Here is a 12,459-nt window from a genome sequence, read left to right on the forward strand (position 1 = left end):
AACCGGGCACTCAGGTCCGGGTGGTGCCACAGCGGCTCGGCCGTCCGCTCGGCACCGACCAGCAGCGACAGCGCGACACCCGCGGCGCCCAGCGCCCGCGCACACGCCCGGGCGGGGTCCGCGACCTCACCCTCACGCAGCAACCGCAGGACCTCGGCCATGCCGTCACTGATCACCCGTCTCCGTCCCGCGCGGGCCGGGCACTTCGAGGTGAGGTGTCGCCTGGCTCGCGCCGTACATTACGTGCCCCGGTCGGCCGTCGCACGGTCCGCGGGTACGTCGTGCCAGGCGTCCTCGGTGCTCGCGTACCGCGGGAAACAGTCCCGCAGACCGGCGGCGCGGAACACGAGACTCGCGCCGGGCAGGTGGTGCACGACCCGCAGCCATCCGAGCCGCTCACGGCAGTCCTTCCACGCCGCGTACAGCGGGTCCAGGACGCTGCCGTCCATAAATGTGACACCGCGCAGATCCACGATGAGGAGCAGCCGCCCGCCGCCGTGCCGGGCTTCCTCCAGATCACGCGCGAAAGCCGGCACGGTCACCAGATCCAGCTCACCGCCGGCCGTGACCACACGCAACTCGTCGAACAGGTCGGAATACGGGCCCATGCGACCCAACTCCTCTGCCACTGGGGTGGCTTTCGCCTTGCGCAGGGCCTCTGTTGCGCGGAACCGGACGATACGGAGAGGGCCGGGGTCTCGGGCGGACCGTACGACGAGAGTACTGCCGCGAAGGGGCCGGTCCACCGCCCTCTCACCAGGTATGCGCGAGACTGGCCGAAGGTGTCGCCCCTGGTCGGTTCCTGACGGAATCGGGGGCGAAGGTGGTCAGGCCCCCAGACCGGCAAGGGGTTCGGCGTCGTCGACGAAGGCGCGGGCCACGTCGGACAGCCGCCGGTTGTGGGCGCGGGCGTAACCGCGCAGCGCGCTGAACGCCTGCTCCATGTCGATGCCCTGGCGTTCGGCGAGCTTCCCCTTGGCCTGTTCGATCAGCACCCGGCTGTTCAGCGCGGTCTGGAGTTGCTCGTTGAGGACCGTGCTGCGCACGCTGGAGCGTTGTTGGAGCAGGCTGATGGTGGCCACGTCGGCCAGGGCCTGGGCGATGGGCGTGCCGACCGGGTCGAAGGGACCGGGTGCGGCGCGGAAGAGGTTCAGGGCGCCCACGGTCTCCTCCCGCAGGCGCATGGGCAGGGCCTGTACGGCTCCGAATCCGCTGCGGTGGGCCGCCGTGACGAAGCGCGGCCAGCGGTCGATCTCCCGGGTCAGATCGTGGATGATCACCGGTGCGCCGGTGCGGAAGCAGTCGAGGCAGGGGCCCTCGTCGTTCTGGAGCTGGAAGAGCTCCAGCAGCCGCACCTGTTCGTCGGAGGCGGCCATGACGCGGAGTTTGCCGTCCCGGTCGGCGAGCAGCACGCCGGCGGCGCTCGCGTCGAGCATGCCGACGCAGCGATCGGTCAGCAGGCGCAGAAAATCGATGAGATCGAAGTCGGCGACCAGATTGTCGGCCAGCTCGACGAAGGTCTTGGCCAGGAGCTGTTGATCCATCGTGGGCACCCTCGATTGGGACTGGTCCCGGCCCGGAGGGGCGGGAAGTACGGCACGTTTCTCGGACGGCGCCCGTGCGTCAGGTTTCCTCGCCGGTCCGGTCGTCGGTCCCGTCGTCGGTCCCGTCACTGGTTCGGTCGCCGGTCCGGTCCGGCTCCGCGTCCGGTGAGAAACGGAGCCGCCGGGCCACCACGTCCGAGGCCACCTCGGCCAGCCGGCGTCCCTGCGCGAAGGCATGGCCACGAAGCCGCACGAAGGCCTCTTCGATGCCGACGCCGAGCTGGACGGTCAGGACGCCACTGGCCTGGTCTATCTCCGCCCGGTACGCGCCCAGGTCCTCGACGGGGCCGTCACGCGGTCCGCCCGTCTCGTCGATGCGCGCGTCGAGCAGCACCAGAGTCGCGAGATCGGCGAACGCCAGCGCGTCCGCCAGTTCCTCCGCGTTCAGCCGTACCGGAACCTGGGCGTACAGGTCCAGAACCCCCAGGCTGATCGCCCCCATCTGCAGCGGGAGCGCGAACACCGCGCGTGCCCCGGCTTCCAGGGCCGCGTCCGCGAACACCATCCAACGGTCCTGGAGCTCACGGGTCAGCAGATCGGACGTCAGGACGGCCGAGCCGTGCCGGAAGGCGTCGACACACGGCCCCTCGCCCAACGTGAGCTGGAGTTCCTCCAGTTGCTCGCTGATGTCGTCGGTGCTGCACAGCGGATGGCTCGGCGCGGCCCGGGACATCGCCGACAGCCCGGCCCCACCGACCGGCAGCGCCGCCACGGCCGCGGTGCACACGTCCATGACACCGACCCGGACACCGCGCCGGGCCGCCTGCTCGGCCACCAGCACCTGGATGCGCTCCGACCGGCTGTCAGGCGCCACCCGGGCCACCGCCCGCAGGCACTCCCGACAGGACGGACACCGGTCGGACAGAGCGGTGCGCCGGGCCCGGAACAGGCGTGGCCGGGGTGTCCGCGCGAGGCGGTGGCGGTCGGCCGGACGAAGGGCCGAGGAGCAGGAACCGGTCGCCGACGACTTCGAGCATCCGAAGGAGGGTGGTCGGCGGATGGTGCAGGCGCAGGGTCCCGCAGAGCGCTTCGGTCTGCTGCGCGGCACGGAGGAACACGTTGAGCCCGGTGCAGTCGCAGAAGGTGACATGGGCGAGGTCGACGTCGACAGCGCGAACACCGTCGCGCAGGCACTGCTCCAGAAAGACGCGCACCAGCGGCGCGGATTCGAGGTCGATCTCACCGGCGAGGGTGATCAGCGCCCGTGTCGTCCGGTCATGGCGGTTGACGGTGAGCTGTGGCAGGGGCATGGCGCCTCGGTCCCGGCGGGGGCGTACTTTCGGCGGAGGCAGAGCGACGGCCGGTCCAGCGGCCCGCACAGCAGGACAGAGGATCAACCCGGTTCCCTCCAGGGATGCGCCGGGCGACGGACGAAGAGTCCGCGCCCCGCAGCCATCTGCGTTCAGCAACTGCATGCCGCCGGGGTCTGGGACGTCTGTTCAGCAGACTAGTCCTCACGCCGTTCCAACGGGCCGTTCGAAGCCGCCCGATCTCAGGACGAGAGGCCCGTACGGCGGGTCGTCGCACGGGGTTGGGGCGGTGTGACACTCGCGATCGGGTGTCACACCTTGTCGGTTCAGAGCTCTCGCGGGTTCTCGGTGGTTGTGCTGACGGCGTCGAATCGCATCGTCGTGGGCCGGTCCTCGGTGTAGCGCTCCCACTTGGGCAGTTGGGCGTGGTTGGGGTCTCCGGTGCGGATGAAGGAGATCCAGGCCTGGTGCATCGCCGCGCACACGCCGTCCCGGGCCGGTGATTCGATGCCCTCGACCAGGGGTGCGTGCGACCACTTGTCGAAGTTGTCGAACACGAACGGCAGGTCCAGACCGTGCGGGGCGGCCAGACGGCCGTCGAACGCGGGGGTCGGGTAGTCGAAGCGGTAGGCCCACACCGGTCGCCCGCGGGCGGCCCGCGTCTCGGCCACCTCGATGGCCGGCGCGACGATCCTTTCGTCGGAAAGCAGGTCCATGAGGACCTGTTGGGGCGTCGCACCCGGGCGCCGGGCCTCGTAGGCGGCGTAGACCTCTGCCGCCTTGTCGCCGAAGGACTCGGCCACGCGGGCCAGTACCTGCTCCCGGGTCGCCTCGGCGTACATCGGGAGGACAGCCAGGAGGTTGGCCTCCTCCTTGGTCCACCCGATCAGGATGTCGATGTCGAGTGCGGCTCCGTCAAGGGCCAGTTCCACCGCATCGCGGGCCATGGTCACGCCGTCGAGCACCGGCTTGATCGGCACCGGCAAGTAGCCCCACTTGTTGGAGCGTTCGAACAGCTCGGGCCACGCCTCGATCAGGCGGGTCCAGGGGACCTGGCGCAGTTCGTCGAGGTCCTTGGCGCCGACGATGTCCAGGTACGTGGCGGTGATCCGCTGGGATTCGGTGCGGTTCGGGAGCGGGAAGCCGAAGGGTGTGCTCTGGAGGATGGCGCGGTGGAAGAGGGTGTTGGCCTGCGGGTGCCCGGCGAGCGCGACCGCGGAGTAGGCGCCGCCGGACTGTCCGCCGATGGTGATGTTGTCGGGGTCTCCGCCGAAGGCGGCGATGTTGTCCCGGACCCACTGCAGGGCCACGATGTGGTCGGTGAGCCAGTAGTTGCCGGGTTCCGTGTCCGAACCGCCGTGCTCGGACCCGAAATAGAGGAAACCCAGCGCTCCGAGGCGGTAGTTGACCGTCACCACGACCAGGTCGCCGTCGCGGGCGAAGGTGTCGCCGGCGTAGAAGGGCTCGTTGGCGGATCCCGCGACGAACCCGCCGCCGTGGATCCAGATCAGGACCGGCCGCGCGGCGTTGTCGGCAGCCGGTGTCCAGACGTTGAGGGTCAGACAGTCCTCGTCGAAGGGCGGGAAGACATGAGCGCCGAATATCGGGTCTCCGCCTTCCGCATAGGGCTGAGGTGCGCTCGGCCCGGGAACCGTGGCGTCCAGGACGTCGGTCCATCCCGGGTGTGGCTGAGCGGGGCGCCAGCGAAGGTCGCCGACCGGGGGAACGGCGAACGGCACGCCCTTGAAGACGGCGAGCCCGTCCTCGTACGCGCCTCGCACCAGGCCGCTTGTCGTGGCGACCTGAATGCCTGCTGTCGAGTCATTCATGATGCTTCCCTTCTCGGTGTTCTTCGTGCCGATGCGCCAACTGCCGGAGGAATCAGGGTCAGCCGGTGGACTTCGGGCCGTGCACGAGACGGCCGCCGAGCAGGGTGTGCGTGGGGTTCAGGTCGCGGCGGGCGTCGCTCGGGCACTGGGCGGGGTCCTGGTCCCAGATGGTGAGGTCGGCGAGACGGCCGGGGGCGAGCGTGCCGCGCAGGTGTTCCTCGTCGTGCAGGCGGGCGGCGTTGACGGTGTGCAGGGCGACGGCCTCGTCGTAGGTGATGGCGTGCTCGGGTCCCTGGACACCGATGACGGTCTGACGGGTGGTCATGCCCCAGACGGAGCGCATGGCGCCGAACTGCCCGACGGGGAAGTCCGATCCGGCGGTGATCTGCGCGCCCTGGTCGAGCCAGCCCCGGGCGGGAAAGAGCGCGGCGACCCGTTCCGGGCCCCAGTACTCCCGCTCGACCTCGGCGGTGTCGTGCAGCAGTGGCTGCTGGATGGTGACGGGGATGCCCAACTCGACGGCGCGGGCGCGCTGTTCGGGGCCGGCCAGGCCGCCGTGTTCCATGACGAGAGTGCCGGCGGGCAGTCCGGGGTTGCGGGCGAGGACGCGTTCGTAGACGTCCAGGAGGATGCGTACGGCGCGGTCGCCGTAGGCGTGGGTGCCGACCCGCCAACCGCGGCGGACCACGGCCTCGACCGCCTCGGCCAGTGCGTCGGGCTCCCAGGTCAGCATGCCGGAGAAGGCGTGGTCGCAGGCGTAGGGCTCTTCTGTGGCTCCGGCCTCCAGGCCGCCGTCGAGGCCGAACTTCACGCCCCACACCCGCAGCCACGGGTCGGCGCTGTAGCGCCAGTCCTCCATGGTGTCGAGCAGGTCCTCGATCTCGGCCGTGCTGGTCCGGCCGAACGCCGAGATCAGTGCGCGTACCCGGGTGTTGAGCGCCCCTGCCTCACGGGCGGCCAGCAGGGTCGCGTAGTGCTCGGGGAAGACCATGCAGTCGCGGACGGTACCGATCCCGGTGGCGGCGTACTGGCCGCTGGCGATGCGCAGCCCGTCGATCTGCCGGGCCCGGTCCTCCGCGGGGACGAGGCGCTCCACCAGTCCCATGGCGTTGTCGATCAGCCGGCCGTTGAGCCTGCCGTCGGCGTCGCGGCCGATGACGCCGCCCGGCGGTACGGGGGTGTCCTCGGTGATGCCCGCCAGGCGCAGCGCGTAGCTGTTGACGACGTCGTTGTGACCGCCGCGCTTGACCAGTACCGGGTGGCGGTCGGTGGCCTGGTCGAGTTCGGCGGCGGTGGGCATCCGCCGCTCGGCCAGGTTCAGTTCCTGCCAGTTGGTGGTGGTACGGATCCACTCGCCTTCGGGGGTGGTGGCGGCCCGTTGCCTGATCAGATCCAGGAACCCGGGGATGTCGTGGGCCTGGTGGACCGGCACGTCGTGCGCGCTGAATCCGGCGAAGATCAGATGGGTGTGGGTGTCGTCGAAGGCCGGCAGAACCGTGGCCCCGGGCAGGTCGTGGACCGTGGTTCGCCCGGTCACCCAGGCATCGAGTCCGTGCGGGTCGGGCGACAGGGCGACGATGCGGTCCCCGCGCACCGCGAGCGACCGCTGGGGAGGCTGCCCCGGCAACAGCGTGTGCACCACCCCGGCCCGGATCAGCAGATCGGCACCGTGATCAGTCATGGCCATCTCCCGTTCTCAACGCGTCCGTCCCTCAGCCTTCGCGGCTTCGCGAGAACACCGTCATACGGGCCTTCTGCCGACCTGCACGCGTCCAGCGGTGCAAGACGCAGGAAACGTGTCACGGATGCGCCATGTCATGCAGATCATGGGACACACCCTTGATACGACCGACCGGTCATCCACCGCCCGTTCTCGACGGTGTCACCCGGCGGATGAGACCGGTGCGTTTGGCGGTCGCGAGCAGCGGCGTGATCTCTACGGCGACGATCTGGCTCAGCGTGCCGATGGTGGTGGTGAGGAAGGTGTAGAGGGCGTCGAGGTCGGTTGCGGCAAGGGTGATCAGCAGGTTGGCGGGTCCGGTCGTGGCCGCGGTGAACCGGACTTGGGGGTGGGCGCTGAGGGTCTGGGCGGTCTCCTGCAGTGCACCGGGCTGCACCGTGATCCACAGCAGGGCTTCGGCGTGGATACCGAGCAGGGCGAGATCCACCTCGGTGGCCAGGCGTACGACAAGGCCGCCGACAAGCGCGTCGAGACGTCGGCGGGCGGTGAGCGCGGTCGTGCCGACGCGGTGGGCGAGATCGGTGTAGGTGGCGCGGCTGTCCTCGGCCAGGGCCGTGATCAGTGCGGTGTCCATGGCGAGTGGGGCAGGTGGGGCGCCGAGCGGGGCGGGGGCGAGGCGGGCGGATTCCTCGGGGGTGAGCAGGCCGGCGGTCCACCGGAACGCGTTGGGGAAGACGCGCAGCAGGGTTTGGGCGGTCCAGGAGTTCACGGCGTCGGTGGCAGGCAGGTCGCGCAGCAGAAGTGTGTTGCGGGCCTCGGGTCCGTCGAGGAAGAAGACGGCGGAGATCTCGTCGCCTCCGCCGAGGATCTCGACCCAGATGGTGTCGCTGCGGTGAGCGAGGGCGTCGGCCACGTGCCGGATCTTGTTGGGACGGCAGTGGATACGCAGCGAGATGGGGATGACGCCGGGGATGTGGGTGGGGTTGCGGACCACGGTGGCGCGCAGAGTGCCGTCGGCGAACAGGGGCGCGACCCGGCGTACGACAGTGCGCTCGGACAGTTCCAGGCAGTGGGCGACCTCGCGCCAGGAGGCACGGGGCGACGCGAGCAGGACAGCCACGATGCGGCGGTCCGTTTCGTCGAGTTCATGTCGCATGATCTGCAGCATAAGGCTCGCCTGTGTCAGTTTTCCTATGCCTGAGCTCCCTATATATGTGCGGACCTGACGGAAGCCCGTATGACAGTCCTGTCGCCGGGGCTGCGGGAATGCCGGGCGACCTCATCCGTTCGACGGCACAGGAGAAGCGATGAGCGAGAACACGCAACTCAAGAACATCGTCCTTGTCCACGGGGGCTTCGTGGACGGCTCCGGGTGGCAGGGCGTCCACACCGTCCTGAGCAAGCAGGGCTACCGCGTCAGCATCGTGCAGAACCCGACGCTCTCCCTCGGGGGCGACGTCGCGGCCACCCACCAGATCCTTGAGGCACTGGACGGCCCCGCCCTCCTGGTCGGCCACTCCTACGGCGGCGCCGTGATCACCCAGGCCGGCAACCACGAGAAGGTCTCGGGCCTCGTCTACATCACCGCTTTCGCCCCCGACAAGGGCGAGTCGGTGGGCACCCTCATCGCCGACCCCGCACCGGGGGACCCGGTGCCGCCCATCCTGCCGCCCCGGGACGGCTTCCTGTTCCTGGACCGCGACAAGTTCGCCGCCTCCTTCGCGGCGGATGTGCCCGAGGAGCTGGCGGCGTTCCTGGCCGACTCGCAGGTTCCCTGGGGCCTCGCCGCGCTGGGTGGAGTGGTCACCGAGGCGGCCTGGCAGACCAAGCCGTCCTGGTATCTGGTCGCGACCGACGACCGCATGATCCCGCCGACGGCCCAGCGCGCCATGTCCGAGCGAGCCGGCGCCATCGTCACCGAGACACCGGGCAGCCACGCCGTCTATGTGTCCGAACCCACCGCTGTGGCGACCGTCATCCACCAGGCGGCTCAGACGCTCTCCGGCCGATAGGGGACGTGACACACCCCCACGTCCCCGCCGATCCGTCTCGCCCACTTGTCTTCCACTTGTTCGACGGCGAGCTCTCCGTCACACCCATTCCCCAAGCCCCATGCATGAGGAGTCCCATGAGTACCGATGTTTCCCGCCGCCAGGTGCTCGCCGCCGGAGCGGCAGTGGCCGGAGCTGCCGCGCTGGTCGGCGGCGCCGCAGGAACGGCCGACGCGGCGAGCGCCCCGGCCAGTACGAGTGAGGAGAAGTCGAAGGTGAAGCCCACGATCGTGCTGGTGCACGGCGGCTACGCGGATTCGTCCTGCTGGAACGCCACCATCAAGGAACTGCAGCACAAGGGCTACACCACCATCGCCGGGTCGAACCCGCTGCGCGGCATCCCGACCGACGCCCCCTACATCGCGAGCCTGCTGGACTCCATCAGCGGACCGGTCGTCCTGGTCGCGCACTCCATGGGCGGAACCGTCATCACCAACGCCGCCGCCGGCAAGACCAACGTCAAGGCACTCGTCTACGTCGCCGCGTTCGTGCCCGACGTCGGCGAGACACAGGGCGAACTCATCACCAAGTTCCCCGGCAGCGAGGTCGGGCCGGTGAGCGTCCCGGTGCCGTACACGAAGGCCGACGGCACGACCGGTACCGATTTGTATCTGAGCAAGGACGGCCAGGCGGCCTTCGCGGCCGACATCCCCACCACCGACTTCAAGGTCCTCCAGGCCACGCAACGGCCGTTCGACGCAGACTCCTTCACCTTCCCCACCACCGCCGCCGCCTGGAAGACCATCCCGGTCTGGGGACTGGTCGCCGGCCAGGACAAGGCCATCCCGCCCGCCTGCGAACGCTGGATGTACACCCGCGCCAACGCCCGCAAGATCGTCGAAGTACCCGGCTCCTCCCACGTCGTGATGATCAGCCACCCCAAGGCCGTCGCCGAACTCATCCTGGACGCCGCCAAATCGGTCGCCTGACCCACACGACGTGGGAGATGCGGTGAACTTCAACTTCCAGACAGGACAAGGTACTTCCAGCTAATGCAGCACCTGCGATCTACGCGGGGGTCGCGCCTTTTGGTCCGTCCAGGCACCTCCGTGAAGAAGACCGCGTCTACATAGCCGACCGGCTGCGCGAGAAGGCTTGGGTGCGCGCAGTCGCCGCGAGCTGGGCCGCAGCCCGTACGCCATCAGCAGGGAAACCGGCCCATGCCACCCAGCACCGCACCGAGCAACCCCTGCACGAAGAGGGCACGGAAGAAGCCCGACGAGTAGGGGCACTGGGCCGCTCCGCTCACGCAAGCCGTCCTCGCGGCGTTCCCATCATGCGACGCGCGCCGCCCCGGCAGCACGAAAGGCCAGGTCACGGACGATGTGACCTGGCCTTCGCCGAAGCCCCCTGCCGGATTCGAACCGACGACCCACCCATCTCGGAGGACGCCGGCCCGGAGGCGATCAGTAAGGCGCTCACCAAGTCGCCGGCGACCAGCCGGAGTTGGTCGCCCGAAAAGCGTTCGTCGACCGTCGTCGAGCGGCGCTAGCCTCACCGGTCATGGGAGCACGAGCGCAGTACGTGGTGGTCGAGGACGGCGCCTGGCAGCGGTACTACTCGCACTGGGCCGCCAACCGGGTGGTCGACGATCTGCTGCCCGGTCCGGCCGCGGCGACACGCTGCTTCCGCGCCAACCGGGAGATCGACGAATGGCTCAACGACGTGTGGTGCGAGGGCGCCGCACTCGTCGACCACGACCGCCGAATCCTGCTCTGGTTCGCCGACGCGGGCAGCTGGGCCGACCACATGGCCGCCCACGCCGTACTGGCCCGGACCTGGCCCGGCTGGGACGTCCGCTTCGCGCACGACGGCCTGGGCGATCTGACCCACCATCTGGGCCTCGACCGGGACCTGACCCGCTCCCCGGGCTGGTTCGAGACCTTCGAGCCTGCCGGGTTCGCGGACACCGAGTACACCGAGCCCGCCTCCGTCGTCTCCCTGCGCCTGCCCGACGGAAGCGTGCGCGCGTGGGGCAGCGACTGGGAGCCCATCGATCACCTCGCGGGCGGCCCCGGCCTGATCGACCTGATCGTCGCCTCGCCGGCCACCCCTGTGCTCACCGACATGCCCGACGGCGGCGTCCATTTCGATCCACAGGCCCGCACCGTCTCGCTCTGGGCGGTGCAGACCGTGGCCGGCATCCACGACTGGCCGTTGCCGCGCTGGGAGAACTGGGCCCTGGACTTCCGCGGCCACGACCACACACAGCAGGCCGGACTGCTCCCCGCCGACTTCCCCTTCCCTCAGCCCCCGCTCGCGGCTGCACTGAGAAAGCTCGGCAAGGGCCTCGGCACCCCGCCACCCGACAACGGCCCGCTCCTTGCCCGCGCCACGGCCGTGTCCGGTCCAGAGGGCACCACCCCCGTGATCAACCCCGCTGCGCTGATGCCGCACGAACCGGCCGATCCCACACCGGCCGAACTGGCCGCTCTACGTACGGCACTCGATGCGCTGGTCTCGGAGGCGGAGGTCGGCTGACCACCACCTCGTGGGCTCCCCATGGCCGGACCGGACACCACCGTGACCATCTCCTCCGCATGCGCGACGTCGTCAGGGCGGCCGGTGCGGCCGCCGCAGGTCATCGACGAGGTACGCGGCCGTTTTCGTACAGCCACAGGCAAACGCCGACCAGGGTCGTCCCAGGGGCCCCACAAGCGCTGCCGTCTTCACGTGCCCGCGATACCGGTTGTGGCCGCCCTGCAAGTCGTGAACCGAGACCGGGGACATCCGAGCCGCCCGCGCTCGGCATCGCCGCCACCCGCGTCCCCGCCCTCGCGCACAGCGGGGCTGTGCGGCGCGCCGTCGCATAGGGTTGGGACGACCGAGGGGGATTTCGGACACAGCGGATGATCATGCGGCGGTCGCGACGGCGAGGCGCCGTGGTCGCACCCGGTCCAGGACCTGCGCACGGTGCGCCGACGCAGCCTCCTCGCACATCCGTGAGGTGATCGACAACAGGTCTCGCACTGCAAGAGGAGCCACCTCGATGACCACGGAACGGGAAGGACCCCAACGCCGCCAGGCCACCTCCGACCTGACGGGACGTGCCGCCGAGGTGGACGTCATCAGGGCCGTCATCGAGGACACAGGCAAGCTGGGCTCCTCGCTCACGCTCTTCGGCGAGCCCGGGGTGGGCAAGTCCGCGCTGCTCGACACCGCCGCCGATCTGGCCGTAGCGAACGGCATGCGGACGCTGCGGGCGGCCGGGGCCGAGTTCGAGGCCAAGATCGCGTTCGCGGGGCTCAACCAACTGCTGGTGCCGCTGGCTCCGATGTTCCCTCGGCTCGACCCGTCCCACGAGAGCGCCCTGCGGGTGGCGCTGGGCTTCGGCGACGGTCCGACTCCCTCGCGCCTCCTGATCGCGACCGCGACACTGTCGCTGCTCCTGCTCGCCGCGCGGGATCAACCGCTGGTGGTGATCGTCGACGACACCCAGTGGCTCGACGACGCGAGCGCCGACGTGCTGGCGTTCGTGGCCCGACGGGTCGCCGGCACGGCGGTGCGTGTCCTGACGGCGGTCCGCACCACTGGGCAGCCGCCGGCCGGGGACGGCAGCAGTCTCACCGTCCGCTCCCTCGGCGACGCCGCGGCCGAGTCCCTGCTGACCCGGCGCTACCCGGATCTGGCCGAGCCCGTGCGCCGGCGCATCGTCACCGAGGCGCAGGGGAACCCGCTCGCCCTGGTCGAACTGCCGGCCATGCTGACCCCGGACCGTTATCCGACCGCCGATGCCCTGCCCGCCGTACTGCCGTTGTCCGAGCGGCTCAGCCGGACGTTCACCTCACGCATCTCCGCACTCGCGCCCGAGACCCGGGACCTGCTGTTGCTGCTCGCCCTGGACGGATCGGGTCGGGCGCTGTCGGACGAGGGTGTGGTGGGCTCCGGTGCAGCGGCCCAGCTGGACATCGCCGAGCACGAGCGCATCGTCGTGGTCGACCGGCAGCACACGGTGGTCTTCCGCCACCCGCTGGTGCGCTCCGCGGTGGTCGAGCTGGCCGGACCCGATGCCCGGCGCAGGGCCCACCGGGCGCTCGCCAAGGG

Annotated in this window: 11 protein-coding genes and 1 pseudogene; 5 read left to right on the top strand and 7 right to left on the bottom strand. The window is 70.2% G+C overall.

What is annotated here, in order from left to right:
* Nucleotides 1-239 precede the first annotated feature (239 nt).
* The 7 genes from R6V09_RS31840 to R6V09_RS31870 all read right to left on the bottom strand — a co-directional run bounded on the left by R6V09_RS31840 (nt 240) and on the right by R6V09_RS31870 (nt 7,520).
* Nucleotides 240-608 (bottom strand): STAS domain-containing protein, encoded by a 369-nt coding sequence (locus tag R6V09_RS31840; protein ID WP_317884922.1) that lies wholly within the window; start codon nt 606-608, stop codon nt 240-242.
* A 219-nt stretch (nt 609-827) separates the two neighbouring features.
* Nucleotides 828-1,544 carry a GAF and ANTAR domain-containing protein gene (locus R6V09_RS31845; RefSeq protein WP_317884923.1) on the bottom strand — a complete coding sequence of 239 codons (717 nt, stop codon included), beginning with the start codon at nt 1,542-1,544 and terminating at the stop codon, nt 828-830.
* 79 nt (nt 1,545-1,623) lie between these two features.
* Nucleotides 1,624-2,418 carry a GAF and ANTAR domain-containing protein gene (locus R6V09_RS31850; RefSeq protein WP_317884924.1) on the bottom strand — a complete coding sequence of 265 codons (795 nt, stop codon included), beginning with the start codon at nt 2,416-2,418 and terminating at the stop codon, nt 1,624-1,626.
* Complete coding sequence (locus R6V09_RS31855; RefSeq protein WP_317884925.1) at nt 2,408-2,854, bottom strand: STAS domain-containing protein; 447 nt, start codon at nt 2,852-2,854, stop codon at nt 2,408-2,410. The genes R6V09_RS31850 and R6V09_RS31855 overlap by 11 nt, the downstream gene beginning before the upstream one ends.
* Before the next feature lie 326 nt (nt 2,855-3,180).
* Nucleotides 3,181-4,683, bottom strand: a complete 1,503-nt coding sequence (locus R6V09_RS31860) for a carboxylesterase/lipase family protein (RefSeq protein WP_317884926.1) — start codon at nt 4,681-4,683, stop codon at nt 3,181-3,183.
* 58 nt (nt 4,684-4,741) lie between these two features.
* A complete protein-coding gene (locus R6V09_RS31865; protein ID WP_317884927.1) occupies nt 4,742-6,364 on the bottom strand; it encodes an amidohydrolase in 1,623 nt (540 codons plus the stop codon).
* A 175-nt stretch (nt 6,365-6,539) separates the two neighbouring features.
* Nucleotides 6,540-7,520 carry an Lrp/AsnC family transcriptional regulator gene (locus R6V09_RS31870; RefSeq protein ID WP_317884928.1) on the bottom strand — a complete coding sequence of 327 codons (981 nt, stop codon included), beginning with the start codon at nt 7,518-7,520 and terminating at the stop codon, nt 6,540-6,542.
* A 151-nt stretch (nt 7,521-7,671) separates the two neighbouring features.
* On the opposite strand from R6V09_RS31870, the gene R6V09_RS31875 reads away from it, so the two are divergent.
* From R6V09_RS31875 to R6V09_RS31895, 5 genes and pseudogenes are all read left to right on the top strand, one after another.
* Nucleotides 7,672-8,376, top strand: a complete 705-nt coding sequence (locus R6V09_RS31875; RefSeq protein ID WP_317884929.1) for an alpha/beta hydrolase — start codon at nt 7,672-7,674, stop codon at nt 8,374-8,376.
* A gap of 116 nt (nt 8,377-8,492) precedes the next feature.
* Complete coding sequence (locus R6V09_RS31880; RefSeq protein ID WP_317884930.1) at nt 8,493-9,344, top strand: alpha/beta fold hydrolase; 852 nt, start codon at nt 8,493-8,495, stop codon at nt 9,342-9,344.
* A 65-nt stretch (nt 9,345-9,409) separates the two neighbouring features.
* A pseudogene (locus R6V09_RS31885) lies at nt 9,410-9,567 on the top strand (helix-turn-helix domain-containing protein); the annotation flags it as partial.
* Between the two features lie 351 nt (nt 9,568-9,918).
* Nucleotides 9,919-10,896, top strand: coding sequence for a hypothetical protein (locus R6V09_RS31890; protein WP_317884931.1), 978 nt, complete (start codon nt 9,919-9,921; stop codon nt 10,894-10,896).
* 508 nt (nt 10,897-11,404) lie between these two features.
* A partial coding sequence (locus tag R6V09_RS31895) for an ATP-binding protein (RefSeq protein WP_317884932.1) occupies nt 11,405-12,459 on the top strand: 1,055 nt, incomplete at its 3' end.

Source organism: Streptomyces sp. W16 (assembly GCF_033194735.1).
In the GTDB taxonomy this organism is placed as follows: Bacteria; Actinomycetota; Actinomycetes; order Streptomycetales; family Streptomycetaceae; genus Streptomyces.